This window comes from Limnobacter sp. CACIAM 66H1 (assembly GCF_001601825.1).
GTDB lineage: Bacteria > Pseudomonadota > Gammaproteobacteria > Burkholderiales > Burkholderiaceae_B > Limnobacter.
The window spans coordinates 19,866-39,817 of sequence record NZ_LUJK01000031.1 but is presented as its reverse complement, the minus strand read 5'-3'; the positions used below and the strand labels follow the sequence as shown (position 1 = coordinate 39,817).

The following is a 19,952-nucleotide window of genomic DNA, read 5'->3' as shown; positions in this document are numbered from 1 at the left end:
AAATGCCAGAAATGGGACTTGGCTGCCAACAGTTCATCATGTGGTCCCTCTTCCACAACCTTGCCTCGGTCCATCACCACAATTCGGTCAGCCTTGCGCAAGGTGGAAAGCCGGTGAGCAATTGCAATGGTAGTTCGTCCCTGCACCAGGTTGTCCAAAGCCTTTTGAATTTCTTTTTCCGTTTGAGAGTCAACCGAGCTGGTCGCCTCGTCGAGAATGAGAATTTTAGGGTCGATCAACAAGGCCCGCGCGATAGAAATTCGCTGCCGCTCGCCCCCGGACAAACTTTGCCCACGCTCGCCCACCAGAGAGTCGTATCCATGCTGCAGACGAAGAATGAACTCGTGGGCATGCGCAAGCCGGGCCGCTGCGATGATTTCCTCTCGGGTGGCGTCGGGCCGCCCATAGGCAATGTTCTCGGCAATCGTGCCAAAGAACAAATACGGTTCTTGTAACACCAGACCAATGTTTCTGCGATAACTCGCCATTTCAATCTGCCGGATGTCAATCCCATCGGCCAGCACTTCACCATCGCTGACATCGTAAAAACGGCACAACAAATTCACCAACGTCGACTTGCCAGAACCACTGTGGCCCACCAAGCCGACCATTTCACCCTGCTTCACTTTCAAGTTCACACCATCAAGCACCTGCCGGCTTCCGTACCGGAAAGACACATTGCGCAATTCAAGTTCGCCTTTGAGCTGATCAATGTGCACAGGGTTCTCGGCTTCTGGCACTGACGACTTGTAATCGAGAATATCGAAAATCCGTTTCGAACCCGCAGCGGCTTTTTGAGTGACAGACACGATCCGGCTCATGGAATCAAGCCGCGTGTAGAAACGACCGATATAAGCCAGGAAGGCGGTCAACACGCCGACAGTAATGTCATTGTTCATGATCATCCAGATGCCTGAGGCCCAGATCACTAAAATACCGAGTTCGGTCAAGAGGCTGACCGTGGGCGCAAACAGCGACCAGGTTTTGTTGATGCGGTCATTCACCTCGAGGTTGCGGGTATTGGCTTTCAGGAAACGATTCGACTCACGGCGCTCTTGCGCAAAGGCCTTCACGACACGAATACCGGGAATGGTATCGGTCAGAATATTGGTAACCTCACCCCACACACGATCCACCTTCTCGAAACCTGTACGCAGCTTTTCGCGAACCAGGTGAATCATCCAGGCAATGATAGGTAAGGGCAGCAAAGTCAATAACGCCAGTTCGAAGTCAATGTTCATCAGGATGATCGCTGTCATTACGATCATGATCACGTCGGTGATGAAATCGAGCGCATGCAGTGAAAGGAACAAATTGATTCGATCCGTTTCCGCGCTGACCCGTGCGATCAAATCGCCCGTGCGTTTCGCGCTGAAATAATCCAGCGACAAGCTCATCAAATGATTGAATGTGGTGGTACGCAAATCGGAACCAATGCGCTCGGAAACCAAAGCAAGCAGGTAGGTTCTTGCCCAGCTCAACCCCGCAGCCACCACGGCGGAAATTAACAGACCACCCAGGTAGAAAGTTGCCAGCTCGGTATTCATCGGCTGACCATTTTGAAAAGGGATCAGCACTTCATCCATCAGCGGCATCGACAGATAAGGCGCCACCAGTGTTGCGGCTGTCGACAGCAACGTCAAAATCAGCCCGGCAAACAGGCGCCAGCGATAGGGGTGAGCGAAACGCCACAGGCGTAACAGTGCGCGGGAAGAGACAGGTTCTTCAAACCCGGCATCGTCCAAATCTTCATCGGCCAGCAAGCGCGGTACAGGGTGTTGAATTTGGGCAGTGTGTGCCGTGCCCTGCTCGAATTCACGCACAGCGGTTTCCAGCAAGTCGACGAACTCTTCAAGCGCGCGATGCAAACTGAAGCTCGCATAGAAGCGAAATACCTGCCCGGAATCGACTTGAATCAATACCGTAGAAAGGCCCGAATGATCGGACATGGAAATTTTCTCAATACTTGAGAAAGGCGCCTTGAAAACAGGCACCTGCAATTCCTTGTCTACCACAATTAATTCATGGGCGTTAAAGGCTACAAGGCTGCGAGAAAACTCACGCCGAGTATTCATGTCAGCCACAAACACCGCCTGGGTTGGTGAATTTGCGGCCCAAACCTCTGAAAGGCGTTGTACTTCGTTTTCAGACGGTGAAAATCCAACGATTTTCAATGAGATTACCCCCTCAGTTCGCGAATTCGCTGATGTTACACCACTATTTCCAGCGACACGGAGTTAACATTGTTCGAAAATCCAATCCTCGAAAACAAACCTGCCGACACACAGCTTATGACGCAAAAACGCCTTGTAATACTCCGAACCATGTGGCTTGACGGTCCGAATATCTGGACCTATCGAAGTTGCATTGAAGCGTTGGTGGATATTCAAGAACTGGAACAATTCCCTTCCAACCTGTTGCCGGGATTTTACGAGCGATTAACGGCTTTACTCCCCGGTTTGGTTGACCACCGTTGTGGCATCGGCGAGCCAGGTGGATTTCTCCTGAGGGTGCGCGAAGGCACCTACGCGGCCCACATGCTCGAACACATCGTGATTGAGCTACACACGCAAGCGGGACTTGAGGTGGGATTCGGCAAAGCACGAATGACCAGCAAGGAAGGCGTGTACAAAATGGTGTTTCGCACCCCTGACCCAGTGGTGGGCATGGCTTGTCTGGAGGCAGGTGTGCGTTTGCTGCACGCCGCCATCGAAGGCACGGAGTACGACTTGCAGGCCGAGCTGAAGGTGATCAAGCATCACTGTGACATGCATGGCCTGGGGCCCAGCACCCAACATATTCTGGATGCTGCGTATGAGCGACGTATTCCGATTGTTCGCCTGAACGACGGCAATCTGGTTCAACTGGGCCACGGCAACAAGCAACAGCGCATCTGGACTGCCGAAACATCCAAGACCTCAGCCATCGCAGAAGGCATCGCTGCCGACAAAGACCTTTGCAAGGAACTGCTGGCGCAATGCGGCGTACCCGTTCCAGAAGGGGAAATGGCCAAGAGCCCGGAGCATGCCTGGGAAATTGCACAGGATATTGGCCTGCCTGTGGTTGTAAAACCTGTCGATGGCAATTGGGGACGCGGTGTATCACTTGAGCTGACCAAAGAAGAAGATGTAAAAACCGCATGGCCACTTGCGGACAAAGAAAGTTACACAGGCGTGATTGTTGAAAAGTTTATTCGTGGCACAGAACACCGGGTTCTGGTGGTGAATTATCAGGTGGCTGCCGTGTCGCGTGGTGAATTGGTTTATGTGGTGGGCGATGGAAAATCGACCTTGCAGGAACTGTGTAATCAACAAATCAACACCGACCCGCGCCGTGGTGAGTCTGAAATCTTTCCGTTGCGCCCAGTGAATGTGGAGAAAAACCCGGCTGTGTTTCTGGAAGTACAACGCCAAGGCTATAGCGCTACTTCGGTGATCGAGCAAGGCCTGAAGGTGCTGATTGAGCGAAACAGCAACGCATCCGAAGACGTCACTGATTTGATTCACCCAGAAATTGCGCGCCTGTGCTGTATGGCTGCCCGTGTAGTGGGCCTTGATGTGGCTGGCATCGACCTGGTGTGCGAGCACATTGACCAATCGCCCAAGGGGCAATCGCTGGCTGTGGTTGAGGTTAATGCAGGGCCCGGTCTGATCATGCACATCAAACCAGCGAAAGGACAGCCCCGCAATGTCGGCAAACCCATCATTGAGTCCCTGTTTCCCGGCGATGCAAATGGGCGCATCCCGACTGTGTCGTATTCCGGGGGCGACGAGATTGATGGCTTTGGCCCCGAGTTGACGGAAATACTGGAAGACCAGGGACATCGTGTCGGTTTGGCCTGCGAGCAAGGTTTGTTCATGAATGGTAGAACCATCAATAAAGCCCCCTCGGCCAATTGGCAATCGGGTCGCAACTGCCTGATCAACAAAAATCTGGACACCATGGTCATGCAGGTAAAGGCAAGCACCATTCTGTCTGAAGGATTGCCGTTTGACCGTTCAAGCCTCGCCGTGATTACCAGTCTGGGTTCCATGGACGGCCTGGACGAATGGGACATCCTGACCAAGGAACAACATTTCAATGTCATGCGCACCGTGATTGATCTGGTACTTGGCGGCGGGCACGCGGTAATCAACGCCGACGAGGTCAGCTTGTTGCCCATGAAAGACCTCTGCGATGGCAAAGTGATCTGGATCAGTGGTGCCGACAACAACCCGGTGGTCGACGAGCATGTCAAAAACGGCGGCATGGCCGTGATTTATCAAGGCGAAAGCATTCATTTTCTGGGCAATCGCGCCGAGGCGGAGTTGCGCACACCCATTCCACTGAAACAACCACCAGTCAATTTGATCAAGACCCTGGCCCTGGCCGCAGCCGGATGGGCAATGGATGTACCCCACCACCTGCTGCGCGCTGATTTGCGCCAGCGATACTAAAATAAAACAGTCCATGCGACGAACAGGTGAATGAGTTATGAAAATTGAACGTATTCGCGCCTTGCGCGGCCCCAATTTGTGGAGCAAAAACACCAGCATGGAAGCCTTGGTGTTTTGCGAGGAAAATGAGCGGCTGTACGACCGCTTTGCAAACATTGAAATGAGGGTTCGCAGTGCCCTGCCCGGCATTGGTTCGCTGCGGGCCACCGGGTTCGAGCAAAGCAACATCGCTTTGGCGCATATTTTGAGCCGTGCCGCCCTGCGCTTTCAGGTTGAAGCTGGTTCGCAAGTCACATTTGCACACGTAGCAGACAACATCACCACTGGCTACTTTCGGGTGGTGGTGCAATACGAGGAAGAAGATTTAGCCCGTGCTGCCTTCGATGAGGCACACCAACTTATTCTGGCAGCTTTGGTTGGACAGGACTTTGACGCCAGCGCTGCAATTGAACGTCTGAAAGAAATTTTTGACGACTGCAAGCTGGGGCCAAGTACAGGCTCTATCGTGAACGCAGCCCTACGTCGAGGAATCCCCATTCGCCGCCTGACCCAGGGTAGCCTTGTTCAGTTGGGATGGGGCTCGAAAGCGCGCCGAATTCAGGCTGCAGAAACCGACACAACCTGCGCCATTTCCGAAGAGATAGCTCAAGACAAGGACCTGACGAAATCCATTCTCTCGGCGGCCGGTATTCCAACCCCCAAAGGCAAGCTGGTCAAAACTTTTGAAGAAGCACTGCAAGCCTTCCGTGAATTGACTGCCAGTACTGGCAAAGGAGTGGTGATTAAACCCAGCGACGGCAATCAGGGCAAAGGGGTCACCGTCAATATCGTGGATGAAGATCACCTTCGGGTCGCTTTTGACGCTGCAAAAAAATACGGCAGTGGCGTGCCCATCGTCGAGGAGTTCATTCCCGGCCACGATTATCGCTTTCTGGTGGTGGGTGACAAACTGGTCGCAGCCGCACGCCGCGAACCTCCCTCTGTGGTTGGCGACGGCGTGCACACCATTGCCCAGTTGGTCGAAATTGAAAACCGCAACCCTTTGCGTGGCGAAGGCCATGGCAGTGCATTGAGCAAACTTCGCCTCGATGAAATTGCAATTGCCCGAATCAAGAAACAGGGCTTTACAGCTGAATCGGTGCCTGAGCAAGGCGTGCGGGTTGTACTTCGCAACAACGCAAACCTGAGTACCGGCGGCAGCGCCACCGATGTCACAGACAACGTTCACCCCGCCATGGCAGAAATGGTGATTCAGGCCGCACAGCAAATTGGCATCGAGGTGTGCGGCGTGGATGTGGTGTGCGAGCGGGTGGATGAGTCACTTGAGGCCCAAGGTGGCGGAATTGTTGAATTGAATGCTGCGCCTGGACTGCGCATGCACCTGGAGCCATCGATTGGCAAGGGGCGCGATGTGGGCGCAGCCGTAATCGACCTGATGTTCAAAAAAGATGAGAATGGTCGCATTCCAGTGGTAGCGGTCACCGGCACCAACGGAAAGACCACCACTGTTCGCCTGATTGAACAGATTCTGCGCTACCACAACTTGCGGGTGGGCTTTACCGGTACCGAAGGTGTGGTCGTCAACGGCCACCTGATCGACACAGGCGATTGCAGCGGACCGAAAAGTGCACACAAGGTGCTGGTACATCCCGAAGCTGACGCTGCGGTGCTTGAATGCGCACGTGGCGGCATGCTGCGTGAGGGTTTGGGATTTGACATGTGCGATGTGGGCATCGTAACCAACATCGGTGAGGGTGATCACCTGGGTCTGAATTTCATCGACAGCGTTGAAGACCTGGCGCTGCTGAAAAGCGTACTGGTTCAGAATGTAGCCCCCAACGGTTTGGCGGTGCTGAATGCCGACGACAAACACGCCGCGAATATGGCCAAACTGACGCCGGGCCGAGTCCTGTTCTTCACCAGCAACCCCGACAACCCGATCGTTGCTGCACACAAGGCCAAAGGTCGCCCAGTGATTATTCACGACGGTCGCGTCATCAACATCAGCTACGATGAAATCGAGAAAACCATTGACCTGATGGATGTACCTCTAACCAACAATGGCTTGTTTACCTTTCAAGTGCAAAACGTGATGTGTGCAGTGGCCGCCGCGCTGGGCCTGAACGTGCCATTCAACACCATTCGTGCCGCGCTGGGGAGCTTTCAGTCTACTCCCGACACGGTGCCCGGTCGATTTAACTTTTTCAAGCACAAAGGGGGCTCTGTGATTGCCGACTACGGCCACAACCCCGATGCAGTGTCGACACTGGTCAACACGCTTAAAAACATCCCGGCGGTTAGACGTACAGTGGTGATCAGCGCTGCGGGCGACCGTCGTGATCAAGACATCATCGAACAAGGTCGCTTGGTGGGTGGCTTTTTTGATCATATCGTATTGTATGAAGACGCATGCCAGCGCGGTCGCCCCGATGGTGAAACATTAGCTTTGCTGCAACAAGGCATTGCCAACGCAGACAGCGACAAAAAGCCAACCGTGGTCGAAGTACGTGGTGAATTCAAGGCCATTCAAATGGCCCTCGATGAAACAGGCCCGGATCATTTGGTACTGGTTTTGATCGACCAGGTCAATGAGGCACTGCAATACCTGCGGGAGAACACCACTGGCGAGCCTGCTCGGGTATCTGTTTAAAGGCCAAGTCGCTTGAGCATGCGGTGAAAGTTGCCAGAATCGAGCCCCAGCTGTCTTGCAGCGGCGGCTCGATTACCGCCGGTCTGCTTCAGCACCTGCTGCAACAGGTTTCTTGAAAAAGAGTCGACTGCGTCGCGGTAAGCCATGCCTGGTGTATGTAACGTGGCAGTTGGCGCGTCTTGAACTGACCCGATCTCTCGAACAGTCAAAGAATGGATATGTTCAACCTCATTAACCAGATCCAGGTGTTCGAGTTCTACAGTCACCATGGGGCCAGGCTCATCCCGGCGCGCTTTCAATGCGGCACGCCCCAATGTGTGTTCCAGCTCCCGAACATTGCCTGGCCAACTGTAGCGTTTTAATGCAGCCTCACAGCCTCGCCCCAAACGTAGATTGCGAAGCCCCAACCGGCTGCGGTTCTGCTCCAAGAAATAACCCGCCAGCAACACCACATCATCGCCTCGATCGCGCAAAGGTGGAATGTGCAATGGATAGGCACACAAACGGTGATACAAGTCGGCCCTGAAGCGCCCTGCTTTCACTTCAGCCGACAAATCGCGATTGCTGGCAGCCACAATACGTACATCCACACGATGCTCCTTGTCACTGCCCACACGTTGCACTTGACCACTTTGTAAAACCCGCAATAACTTGGCCTGCGCAGATGCGCTCAGTTCCCCCACTTCGTCCAGAAACAAAGTGCCACCGTCAGCCAATTCGAATTTGCCCTGGCGATCACGCTCTGCACCAGAAAATGCGCCTTTAACGTGGCCAAACAATTCGCTTTCAATCAATTGATCTGGCAGTGCTGCACAATTAATCACCACCAAGGGTAAACTGGCCCGGCTGGACATGGCGTGCAAAGCTTGGGCCACCAATTCTTTGCCCACACCAGTTTCTCCGTGAATCAGAACCGCCAGTTGACTATTGGCCACCGTCAAAATTTCATGTTTCAGTGTGCGAATGGGCATGCTGTCACCGATCATTTCGCGGCGAGACAGCTGGACACCTTCCAGTGCGTTCAAACCGTTGTCCTCACCCAGCCCAAGTACCAGGGAATTGGAGTGTCGATCGCTTTTTTCAGTCAGCTCAGCCACATGCACAACCGCCTCACCCAAGCGTGCAAACATGGCCATGGCGCGTTCAACTTTCACATCAAAAACACCAGCTTTGAGGGAATCCAGAGTAATTGCACCCCACAATTTGCCATTCACGTGCAGGGCGCAACCCATACAGTCATGCACATTCAAATCCCCGGCATGCACGCCTTCCAGCAATCCATCATAGGGATCCGGCAAAGTGGATTTGTTCGGGAAATGAGTCACCCCCCGGTAGGTCACAATCGCATTCAAACGAGGATGCTCATTGAGTTCAAAGCGGCGCCCGAGGCTATCTGCACTCAAACCTCGCACGGCCAGCGGTCTTAAGGCTGACCCTTCCTTTTTCAGCAAAGCGCAAGCATTACCAGGCAAAGCTGCAGCCAATGAATTGACATAGCGCATATAGCGAGTTGAAGGATCCAGATCGGCGCCAAGGTCTTCAATCACTGCCAACACAAAACTAGACATTTCCATTGCTTGATCACCTGAATGTCGTTTTAACAATTATTGTTTTAATGACATTAATCCTAGTTTGTCATTACAACAACTATTTTAGTTGTTTAACAAAGTGTCATTGTCACTATTTCTATTTATTTCAACATCTTAGTGAAATAAAGAAAGCTGGCACACATCTTGATAGTGTTTGTCACTGAGAATCATGAGTCAGTTTACAATCAAGTAGAAAGGAAAACACCATGTCAGTCAGCACCGAACAGAAACAATGGATCAAGGCCACCATTCCCGCACTTGAACAAGGTGGCGAGGCATTAACCACCCACTTCTACCAACTGATGTTCAGTAAATATCCTCTTACTGCCACATTTTTTAACCCAGCACACCAGCAAAAGGGCACGCAACCCCGCGCATTGGCCAATGCCGTGCTGGCTTACGCCAAACACATCGACAACCCTGCGGTGTTGATGAACGCGGTGACCCTCATCGTCAACAAGCACGTTGCCTTAGGAGTGAAGGCCGAACACTACCCGATTGTGGGCGAATGCCTGCTGCAAGCAATGAAGGAAGTATTGGGCGCCGCGGCCACACCTGAAATTATCGACGCCTGGGCTGCGGCCTATGGTCAGCTCGCCGATATTCTGATCAACGCCGAAGCCAATCTGTATGCCAAACAAGCCATGTCCACTGGGGGGTGGGAGGGGCAACGTGCTTTCACAATTGCCAAAAAAGAGCAAGAAAGCGAACTGGTCACTTCTTTCTATCTGAAACCTTTGGATGGCAAAGAGATCATGGCTTTCAAGCCGGGGCAATACATCACCCTACACCTGAACGTGAATGGCACCACGGTCATGCGCAACTATTCTCTGTCTGACGCACCCAACGGCCAACACTATCGAATCTCGGTCAAGCGTGAAGAAGGCGGCGTGGCCTCCAACCATCTGCACAAGCACCTGGCCGTGGGCGACATGGTGCAACTTAGCCCGCCGTGCGGTGAGTTTGTCCTCGATGACAGCAAAGACCCCTTGGTATTGATCACTGCGGGTGTTGGACTGACCCCTGCTATCGCGATGCTGAAAACAGCCGCGGGCCAACGCGAGGTGCGATTCATCCATGCCTGCAAGAATGAAGCACAACACTCGTTCAAACAGTTGACCGAGCAATTGCGTACCCAGCACGGCAATATCACCACAGAGTACATTTACGAGAATCAGAATGGCCTGATTAAACCCCAGACCATTCAAAAGCACCTGCCCAACAATGCACAGGTTTACTTTTTAGGCCCTGTGGGCTTTATGAGTGCGGTGAAGAATATGCTGGGCAAGCTGGGCGTGCCTGCCGAGCGACAGCATTATGAGTTTTTTGGGCCAGCACAAACCATTTGATCATCCTTATTTCAACCTGCTTTAGCTATCGCTCGGGAAGCTGAAGCAGTGAAATTGACCGTTTTTAACAGTCTATTCAACACATCAAACAACTGGGAAGGGAGATAATATTCAAAACAGTGCAGGGATTCTTGTAATTTCTTCATACACCTGAAGAATGCTGAGCGAGCCCCAAGCGAAAACCACAAATGACGACTTAACATCACTCTCATACAGTTCAAGTTGAGGGCATATTCGATGATCTCTGCCAGTCTTACTGATAAATCTCCAGCGCAGGAATCTAGCACGGTGATCACACCTATAACAACCTCATTTGAACATCAAGACGATGAGGTTACTTACGACAATAGTGATTTATGCCCCGACCTCGTTCTCCTGATTGATGACGATCCGGATGTACTGCTGGCCTTGCGCAAAGAGCTACGTAAACAAAACCTCACCGTTCTTACAACACTTGACGCAAGAGAAGGAGTATCGCTGGCCAAGCGACATAAACCGGGGGTCGTTATTTGTGACTTTAAAATGCCTGAATTGTCAGGCATCGAAGTGTGCGAAGCGATTCATCAAGTCACCCCAGACACATCAAAAGTCATGTTGACCGGCTTCAGCGATGTCGACTCTGTAGTGGCTTCGATAAATAGGGGACATGTAACCCGATTCCTTTGCAAACCATTGGATCCTGAAATACTCCAACTCACAATTGCTGAACTTGTCGGAATATCCCGAGTTAAATTAGAGCGAGTCAAGACCGCCAGAGAGCTGAATAATCGCGCCTCCGAACTTGAGTTGCTAAATAACTCGCTGGAGCACTGCATTAGTGAAAGAATCCGGGAATACGAACAGGCCAGACTATTTCTGGACCTTTCCAGACGCGAGAGAAAAGCGCAATACTTCAGCGCGATCAAAGTCTTCTCGGGGCTAACTGAGCTTCGTTCTCCTCAACTTGGAGCCCACAGCAAACGCGTTGCGGAATTGGCTCGGTTAATCGCAATAGAGCTTGAATGCGATTCAAATCAGGTCAACGAAATATACATCGCGGGCCTACTTCACGATGTTGGGAAAATTGGCCTCTCCGATGAAACCCTATTTGCATCGGCCAGCAGTTTAAGCAAAGAACGTCGAATTGAATTGATGAGTCACAGTCAGCACGGGCAAAATTTATTTCTGGGCTTGCCAGACATGGACTCTATTGCGACCATGATTAGACATCATCATGAACGATTTGATGGAGATGGCTACCCCGATGGGATTCTGAATAATGTAATTCCAATCGGATCACGTGTTCTCGCGGTAGCTGAAGACTTTGATGAGCTTCAACAAGGGTGGTTGGCCGCCAAGAAGCTGACTGAGGAAGAAGCGCTATCTTTTATTTTTAAATCGTCAGAAACTCGATATGACCCGCATGTACTGGCTGCATTGCAACCCGCAATTGAAAAATTAAGAGCTGCACCAAGGCTCGAAGAGCGCCTCCTAAGTGGAACAGACCTTCTGGTTGGTCAAACCCTATCAAGAGATTTCATTGGCCCCGATGGGTATCTCTGGCTATCCAAAGAAAAACTGGTCAGCAAGCATTTCATTGAACAAATTAGAGAATACGAAGGGCTTACAGGAAAACCGCAAAAGATTTATATCTACAGACTCAAGCGATCTGGACGACCTACAGCCCGTTAAAGAAAGACTGGAATTCCCAAATGACCCTGGAAAACGCAATTGATAATGAGGTTAGCCCCGTAATACACGGCTTCACGGGAGCAATAAATCCCAATCGTCGCTCGAAACACAAAATACTTTTTGTCGACGACGATTCGAACGTCATTAATTCTCTGCGAAAAATTTTCAGTCTAGAACCGTATGACATTCTTTTCACGACAAACTCAAGAGAAGCGCTAAGTATTGCACGAAAAGAAAAACCATCCGTAGTTATTTGTGATCTGCGTATGCCGGAGTTGAATGGAATCGATGTACTTCAGGCAGCAGCAGAGTTTCTGCCCAGCACCGGAAAAATCATTCTCACTGGGCATGCTGATACCGAGAGCTCGATCGATGCCATCAATCTTGGACAGGTTGACAGATTTCTGATCAAACCTTGCAATGATCAAGAAATCAGACAGGCCGTGGCAGAACTCATTGATTTGAATCAGGCACGGCTTGAGACGGAGCAAATGACTCAAGCTCTCGCTGAAAAAGTCTATGAACTAGAAAATTTTCAGCATGGACTTGAGAAAAAAGTAAACGACAGATTGGAAGAAATAAAACAAGTCAATTCGCTACTGGATCAGTCACGCAAGGACATTCGTCTTCAATACCTGAGTGCAATTCGGGTGTTCTGTAATTTTCTTGAGTTAAGGTCACCTGCCCTTGCCGCGCACTCGCGCAGGGTTGCTGATTTTTCAAGAATTCTTGCCCAACAACTGGGATTGGACGAAGGTGAAACTCAACAGATTTACATCGCCGGCCTGTTGCATGACATCGGGAAAATAGGTCTTCCGGATAGAACATTATTTACTCCATTCTCAAGTCTAGACGGGGACGCTCAATCCAGTTTATTGAAACATCCAATCCGCGCCCAAACTGTGTTCCTGAATCTTCCGGAGATGAGCGAGGTTAGCACAATCATTAGACATCATCATGAGCGATACGATGGTCAAGGATTCCCTGATGGCCTGATTGGTGCGAATATTCCGATAGGCTCTCGTATTCTTGCTGTTGCTGAAGACTATGATGAACTTCAACAAGGTTGGCTTGCCGATCAAAAACTTTTGGCGAAAGATGCGGCCAGGTTTGTGACCAACGCATCAGGTCGTCGCTACGACCCTGAGGTGATTGGTGCTCTTCCTAAAGCCCTACAGGAGTTCGGCAGTACACCTATGGATCACGAGCAGATTGTTTCGGCAAAGAAACTTAAAATCGGAGCAATGTTAACCCGGGATTTCGTTGGACCGGACGGGTATTTGTGGGCAACCAAAGGTCAAGTGGTCAACGGAAGAATGGTCGCCAAATTTAGAGACGGAGAAACTGTAATAGGGCAAGATATGAAAATCTACATCATGAAGCCTAGCGCCTTGGCAGAGAGATCCTAGCCAGTGCCACTGTAACTACTTGTGCAACACCTTCTGCAACATGGTGGCAAGGTCACTTCTCCGATAGGGCTTTTTAAGCAAACACATGCGCCCGTCGTCCAAAGCCAGCTCCGAGAAAACGTCCTCCGCATATCCAGAAGTTAACAAAATCGGCAAATCTGGAAACTTATTCCTGATGATTGAGGCCAATTGAGTTCCCGAGACTCCTCCTGGCATCACGATATCCGAGAACAACAAATCGACATTCTTTAATTGATCAATTACCTTCAAACATTCAGCGGCATTGTTCAGTGCAGTTACTCGGTATCCAAGACTAATTAACAAAGACTCCACATGCTCTCGCACCATCTCATCATCTTCCACGAGCAGAATATGCTCCCCATGGCCACTATTGACTGTTAAGTTACCGCCTTGCATATCTATTGCCTCTTTAACAACAGCTTGAGGTAGGTAAATACTTACACAAGTACCCTGACCATGTGTTGATTCAATTTGAATGTATCCACGAGATTGTTTGATGAATCCGTAAACCATGCTTAACCCTAGTCCACTGCCCTTCCCCACCTCTTTCGTGGTGAAAAAGGGCTCAAATACACGATCAATTATTTCTGGGGCAATTCCTTCGCCATGGTCTCTGATAGATATCCGAACATACTCGCCTGGTGCAGGCCCCTCACTCAGGTGATCCAGCCGTGCCTGCACGGAAACACTGTTGATATCGATTTCCAGATGTCCGCCTTGCGGCATTGAATCTCTTGCATTAAGACACAAGTTAATGATCGCGCTTTTGAATTGAATCGGATCAACCTGCGCCACCGACAATTCACCGCCTCCCCGTATCAAGAGATCGATCTGCTCCCCAAGGGTGCTCAAAAGCAGGCTTCTCATTCCCGAGAGCAAATCGAGAATATTGACTGATTGTGGCTTCAAAGGTTGTTTACGTGCGAATGCTAACAGGCTATTGGTTAATTCGGCGCCATGCAAAGAGGCTTTGACAATTGTGTGAACGTAAATTTGCCGGGGATCCTCCTCTGAAATAGCGTCAGCCAACCTTTCCGCATTACCCAATATCACGGTCAGCAAATTGTTAAAGTCGTGAGCCAAACCTCCGGTCATCTGCCCCACAGCCTCAAGGCGCTGCGACGCTCTCAACTGCTCCTGCAAACTCACTTGATCCGAGATATCTTTAACGCTACCAATGAGCTTCAGCGGGCGACCATCAGTATCGCGGACGACATAGGCATGATTCACCACTTGCGCATAGCTGCCGTCAGCCCGGCGATACCTATACTTAAGCTGCCAACTTTCCTGACTTGAATGAATAACACTCTGCATCGTGCCAACAACGTGACTCAAATCTTCAGGATGAATGTACTTGCTGGCAGTAGAGGCTTTTTTCAAGGCTGGATCCCTGCTGGGATCATGACCAAAAAGAAGTTTCAAGCCATCGGAATAGAACAACTCATCTGTGCTTAAATCACATTCCCACACAACATCACTTGTGACCAGGGCAACCAAACGGAAACGTTCTTCATTGCGCTTCAATTGCAAATGTTGATTCGTACGCTCAATTGCCACTCGGAGGAATTGAGATATTCTTTCAATCAAAGAAAGATCATCAGCAGAGGGAGCCGCATCTTTCTGGTAAGAAATCACAAAATTAGCAAGGAGGTTTCCGGAAGAATCCGAGACAGGGAAACATTGACATAGTGAGGACGGTTGAGCAAATTCATCAAGAACCACTGGCTTGGAATCAGAAAAAACCTTGATGTGGCAGGTGGCTTGAGGAAGCAAATATTGAACGGTGGAGATAATTAATTCGTGGATGGACTCCAATGACTCACCCGCACTAATGGAGTCCAACACCTTGTTCTCTAAAGATTGAAGATCATGGTGTCGCTTCAATCTTGCTTGAGACTCTTGGATCACGAAATCCGAAACTTTGCTCGAATGAATATCCACCGTACTACCGAACCATCTCAAAATTCGCCCGGCGGCACCCCTAGAGGGCTTTGCAGATACAAAATGCCACCGATAATGACCACTTGCTTGATGCTTTATTCTGAACTCAGTCTTGTAGACAACCCCTCGCTGAACGCAATCCATCCACCTCTCGACTGTAACTTCCCGATCATCCGGGTGCACTGCCATTAACCATTCACCTGCTGGGTAATGCAAGTCCTCCAAACCCGTGTATCTCACAAACTCTTCATTAATGAAATCCACCACTCCATCAGGCGTTGCAGTCCAGACCATGTGAGGAAGTGCCTCAGCCATCCAACGTTGGCTTTGGGTTAAGTTGCTTGGACGAGCTTTTGCCATGATCACTTGAACTGATCTGGGGTTTTCTTTCCGAGCAGTGATCTCATCTGCGTGACCGCAGAGATTTGCCCACGAATTGAAACATCAAATGCCTTGAGCTTGAGTTGATCGACCTCCGGAAACGCGTCCATTTTTTGTAGGTACTCATCAAGCTCAAGCACCCATGGCAACATCATATTGTTCGATTTATGAACAAACTGTGAAATAAAATCATTGACGACACTGCCTACTTTTATCGATTCTGGAGAAACTTTTACCAAACTCGAAATCAGCCCACTCACGAGTTCAACAGACTCCTTGCCTGCAAAACTCTGAGACAGAAACTCCGTAGCTAAATATGGATCTGGACTATCAATCTTTTTGGGCAAAGTGAAACAAAATTCTGCACCAGCACCAGGTCTGGAACTTGCAACAATTTCCCCTCCATGCTTTTCAATAATTCTTTTAACATTCACAAGTCCAAGTCCATGCCCCTCATAGACATTGGAGTCATGAAGACGCCTGAAAGGTATAAATAAATCACCTACTTTGTCAGGATCAAATCCCGCCCCATTGTCTTTAATACAAAAGTGAAAATAAGTATCGCATTCCGAAGATTTCACTTCTATGATTGACTTGTCCACATGACGCGAATACTTCACACTGTTCGATAAAAGATTACCAAAAACCTGTTCGATTAAAGATTCATCTGCAAGCACCCTGGGCATAGGACTAATTCGCCACTCGATGTGAGTCTGTTTGGCCTCCAATTGAGCAAATACTCGCGCCCTTTCAACCACCTGATCAAGATCCACATTGTGAATCTCAAGGGCCTTCTCCCCCAATCGTGCGAAGGCCAATAAATCGAAAACCAGACTTGCGCCCCTATCACTTGTAGAGCGGATACGAGACAGAAACTTGCGGGACTGTTCATCCAGCCCCGATGCAAGATTTTTATCCAGCAGTCGTGCATACGATTGAATCAGGGCAATGATGGAATTCAAGTCATGCGCAACACGACCCGCAAAAGTATCCAGCTGAATGTTAATTTCCCTCAACTGAGAATTTGATTTCGATAGATCCTGCATCAAGATCTTGTTGTGCTGTTTAAGATGCTTTACGTACGGCACTCGATCCACAATAGCCAGCAACTCTGAACTTCGAAAAGGCTTTAAAAGATAATCCCGAACTCCAAGACGCATGGCGTCCACTGCACTGTCTACACTGCTATAACCTGTCATTAAAATACATTCAATGTCATCGTTGAACGTTTTGATTCTTTTGATGAACTCAATACCGTCAACCTTTGGTAGCCTCAAATCGGTCAGAACCAGATCAGGCTGGTTCAAGTTGATAAACTCGAGTGCTTTATCCACTTCGTTGAAACTACTCACAATGAACCCACGCTCGATCAGTATTCTTGATACCGAATCAAGCTGGGCTGGTTCATCGTCGACTACGACGATTGAATTAACGCAACTCACTTATCACCCCGGCACATCGAGCATCCGTCGCCCTAATCGAACATCATCAATTTTCAGGGCAACCAGACATCGAAGCTATATTGATTAACTAACTGAAGGATAATGAGTTTACAGAAGAATAAAAAGCCCCCTACCCAATTGAGTAAAGGCCATTGTTCAAGAAAAAAATAACTGTGATTATTGCTTGTGCGACAATATTCAGTAGTGGTTAATTGAAATGCTAGCGACTCTTGGGCTCAGCAAAAAACATGACACTGAGAGGCATTAATCTGGATCATTCTGCTCTTGAGGCAATTCTTTTTTTGCCTCAAGCGATGTGGATTTTTGAGCTCGAAACCCTTCAAATCAAATGGTGCAACCACGCGGCTGAACACTTACTGGGTGTACAGAACGGGAAACTGATCGGATCGAATATTGTGTCCCTGAGACCTGACGAGGAACGAGAGGCATTATTAACTACGCTCAAGCAATTCAATACGCACACCCCCTTCACCTCGACCTGGACTTTAATCAGATCCGATCAAACACGAATTAAAGTCCAATTTCACTGGCAACCATGCATCTACAGTGCTGCAGTGCATGTACTGGCCACTATTCTTGACGTGACGGAAAGTTTCAAGATCCGCATCCAAAGAAAGAATCTTGAACTACAGAATCAGCGCCTCAAAGAGAAGTCGAAGTTAGCAGAAGATGAGCTAAAGCGAGTGTTTGATGCCATCCCGGGCAAATTCATGGTGCTAAAACCTGGCAGTTATGAGATTGTTGCGGCCAGCAACGATTACCTAACCTCCACTCAAACTAACAGAGCCCAATTGATTGGGCAAAGTCTGTTTACTAAATTTCGTGAGGACCCCAATGATCCAACCGCGGATGGAGCGAAAACGTTGCTTGGCTCTTTGAAAAGAGTTGAAAGTCTCAAGACGACAGACGTCATGGGAATACAACGCTACGCAATACAAACACCCAGCGGGAAATATGAAAAGCGTTACTGGAGCGTAATTAACTCACCCGTCAATAATTCATTAAATGAACTCACCTACATCATTCATCGTATTGAGGATGTAACGGCCTTATTGGAGGATCGCTCGTTTGAACAATTTGCGCCTGACAGAACCGACGACCTGTTGCAAGAGGTGCTGGTCCGTTTCCATGAAGTGAGAGCGACTTTGTCAAATATGCAAGAGCAAGAAATCTTACTTCGCTCTGCGGATAGCATGCCGAACGTGCTTTCATGGGAGATAGATCTTCAAACGAGTCAAATTACCTGGCGTGACAGCCGAGCTGAAAAATCTCCGGGTTTTGAAACCATCCTGAAGACCTCTACATTAGAGGAATATCTGAATCAGATTCACCCAGAAGATCGCCTAGAAGTTCTCCGAATTTTTAACGATCCAACCATATCAACAGATCATCGTTTTACCTTTCAACACCGGATATTGCGCCGGGATGGTTCAATCAGTCAGATAAAAGGTACCGGCGAGAAACACAATAAATTTGGCAGACCCAAAATAGTTGGCTTACTTCAGGACATTACTGAATTACTGCTCGAAAAAAAACGTACCTCAGACTTGGAACAAAAACTTTTGTCAACGCTTGAAAATATGAGTGACGCATTCTTCATCGTCTCTCATCAGTTTGAGTTTCTTTACCTAAATTTAAAATCAGAGCGCTTATTGCGTCGCAACCGACAAGAGCTTATCGGTAAAAATCTATGGGAGGAATTTCCCGAAGCAGCAAACTCGGAAATCCATGGACTTCTTCAACACGCCATTCATGAAAAACGGCGATTTAGCATCAAATACTATTATGCGCCTCTAGATGGGTGGTTTGATGTTAGCTGCTATTCGGTAACTGAAGGCTTGGCTGTTTACTTCAAAGATATAACGAACGAATATCGGCAAGAAGCTGCCGCCAAGCAAATGCAAGAGAGATTCTTACTGGTTTCGAAAGCCACCAACGATGTTATTTGGGATTGGGACCTGGAAAATGAAATGGTGTGGTGGAATGACTCTGTGAGTAGGGTCTTCGGGCTAAATACTGAAGGACTGGAACCTGGGCCTGAATCGTGGAGTAATCGAATACATCCGGACGATTTTCACCGAGTACTTGACAGCATCCACCAAGTGATTGGAAGTCGAGAGAGCAACTGGACTGAAGAATATAGATTTCGTAAGGCAGACGGGCGTTACGCGCATGTTCACGACCGGGGATTCATAATACGCAATGAGCAGGGCAAAGCTGTCAGGATGCTTGGGAGCATGCTGGACCAAACAGAAACTCGGGAGCTGGAAGACAAGCTGCGAGAATCACAAAAACTCGAGGCCATGGGTCAACTGACGGGTGGGGTAGCCCATGATTTTAACAATCTGCTCACCGTCATCATGGGCAATTCAGAAACACTGGCTCACCAGCTACACGATAATCCACAGCTTCGATCACTTGCCGAGATGACGGGTAAAGCCGCTGAAAGGGGTGCAGAACTCACAAGTCGCCTCTTGTCCTTCGCAAGGCGCCAACCCTTACAACCAAGGATTGTTAACGCTGGGGAACTTGTACAGAGTTCGTTAAACCTATTTCGCCGCATTTTGCCCGAGACAATTGAGATTAAGATACCGGAAACCAAGGATTTATGGACAATCGCAGTTGATCCCGGGCAACTTGAAGTGGCTCTGCTCAATTTGGTGATAAATAGTAGAGACGCAATAAAAGGGTCGGGCCAACTTCGTATTCGCGCATCAAACATCAACATCGAAACGATACAGACTCACGCCAAAGAGATTTTGCCAGCTGGTCATTTTGTAATGATCGCAATTGAGGACACTGGACACGGAATGACACCAGAAATCTTGAACCGTGCATTTGAACCTTTTTTCACAACCAAGGAAATTGGCAAGGGAAGCGGTTTGGGACTTAGTATGGTATTTGGATTCGTCAAGCAATCTAAGGGGTACATCAAGATCCATTCCAGTCCCAACAAGGGAACCTGCGTGGAGCTGTACTTTCCCAGACTCGATCCTGGGAATCATCAAGAACCTGTCAACATTTAACACGTTTAACGACATT

The 19,952-nt window shown here is 49.2% G+C and carries 10 protein-coding genes; 6 read left to right on the top strand and 4 right to left on the bottom strand.

Translation table 11 applies throughout. From position 1 onward, the window contains the following. Positions 1-2,075 (bottom strand): ABC transporter ATP-binding protein (locus A0129_RS10195; protein WP_291714679.1); only part of this gene is annotated, 2,075 nt, incomplete at its 3' end. A gap of 168 nt (positions 2,076-2,243) precedes the next feature. On the opposite strand from A0129_RS10195, the gene A0129_RS10190 reads away from it, so the two are divergent. Next, on the top strand, positions 2,244-4,436 hold the full coding sequence (locus tag A0129_RS10190; RefSeq protein ID WP_291714677.1) for an acetate--CoA ligase family protein: 2,193 nt from the start codon (positions 2,244-2,246) through the stop codon (positions 4,434-4,436). 37 nt (positions 4,437-4,473) lie between these two features. Continuing rightward, positions 4,474-7,086 (top strand): cyanophycin synthetase, encoded by a 2,613-nt coding sequence (gene cphA / locus A0129_RS10185; RefSeq protein ID WP_291714675.1) that lies wholly within the window; start codon positions 4,474-4,476, stop codon positions 7,084-7,086. Here cphA and norR read toward each other — a convergent pair. Then, positions 7,083-8,660 (bottom strand): nitric oxide reductase transcriptional regulator NorR, encoded by a 1,578-nt coding sequence (gene norR / locus A0129_RS10180; protein WP_367189912.1) that lies wholly within the window; start codon positions 8,658-8,660, stop codon positions 7,083-7,085. The two genes, cphA and norR, sit on opposite strands and share 4 nt — an antisense overlap. A gap of 221 nt (positions 8,661-8,881) precedes the next feature. Here norR and hmpA point away from each other — a divergent pair, with 221 nt between their 5' ends. The 3 genes from hmpA to A0129_RS10165 all read left to right on the top strand — a co-directional run bounded on the left by hmpA (position 8,882) and on the right by A0129_RS10165 (position 13,104). Next, a complete protein-coding gene (gene hmpA, locus A0129_RS10175) occupies positions 8,882-10,024 on the top strand; it encodes an NO-inducible flavohemoprotein (protein WP_291714674.1) in 1,143 nt (380 codons plus the stop codon). 237 nt (positions 10,025-10,261) lie between these two features. Further along, positions 10,262-11,695 (top strand): HD domain-containing phosphohydrolase, encoded by a 1,434-nt coding sequence (locus A0129_RS10170; RefSeq protein ID WP_291714672.1) that lies wholly within the window; start codon positions 10,262-10,264, stop codon positions 11,693-11,695. 20 nt (positions 11,696-11,715) lie between these two features. Continuing rightward, positions 11,716-13,104 (top strand): HD domain-containing phosphohydrolase, encoded by a 1,389-nt coding sequence (locus A0129_RS10165; protein ID WP_291714670.1) that lies wholly within the window; start codon positions 11,716-11,718, stop codon positions 13,102-13,104. Positions 13,105-13,119: 15 nt separating this feature from the next. Here A0129_RS10165 and A0129_RS10160 read toward each other — a convergent pair whose 3' ends face one another. Further along, positions 13,120-15,426, bottom strand: coding sequence for a PAS domain-containing hybrid sensor histidine kinase/response regulator (locus A0129_RS10160; RefSeq protein ID WP_291714669.1), 2,307 nt, complete (start codon positions 15,424-15,426; stop codon positions 13,120-13,122). A gap of 2 nt (positions 15,427-15,428) precedes the next feature. Further along, positions 15,429-16,889, bottom strand: a complete 1,461-nt coding sequence (locus A0129_RS10155; RefSeq protein ID WP_291714667.1) for a response regulator — start codon at positions 16,887-16,889, stop codon at positions 15,429-15,431. Positions 16,890-17,137: 248 nt separating this feature from the next. Here A0129_RS10155 and A0129_RS10150 point away from each other — a divergent pair, with 248 nt between their 5' ends. Continuing rightward, entirely contained in the window at positions 17,138-19,936 is a 2,799-nt protein-coding gene (locus A0129_RS10150; RefSeq protein ID WP_291714665.1) for a PAS domain-containing protein, read from the top strand. Positions 19,937-19,952: the final 16 nt, after the last annotated feature.

Coding starts and splice junctions, on each gene's coding strand:
- A0129_RS10160 (WP_291714669.1), bottom strand. CDS start 15,426: ATGGCAAAAGCTCGTCCAAGCAACTTAACCCAAAGCCAACGTTGGATG.
- norR (WP_367189912.1), bottom strand. CDS start 8,660: ATGGAAATGTCTAGTTTTGTGTTGGCAGTGATTGAAGACCTTGGCGCC.
- A0129_RS10165 (WP_291714670.1), top strand. CDS start 11,716: ATGACCCTGGAAAACGCAATTGATAATGAGGTTAGCCCCGTAATACAC.
- cphA (WP_291714675.1), top strand. CDS start 4,474: ATGAAAATTGAACGTATTCGCGCCTTGCGCGGCCCCAATTTGTGGAGC.
- A0129_RS10150 (WP_291714665.1), top strand. CDS start 17,138: ATGACACTGAGAGGCATTAATCTGGATCATTCTGCTCTTGAGGCAATT.
- hmpA (WP_291714674.1), top strand. CDS start 8,882: ATGTCAGTCAGCACCGAACAGAAACAATGGATCAAGGCCACCATTCCC.
- A0129_RS10170 (WP_291714672.1), top strand. CDS start 10,262: ATGATCTCTGCCAGTCTTACTGATAAATCTCCAGCGCAGGAATCTAGC.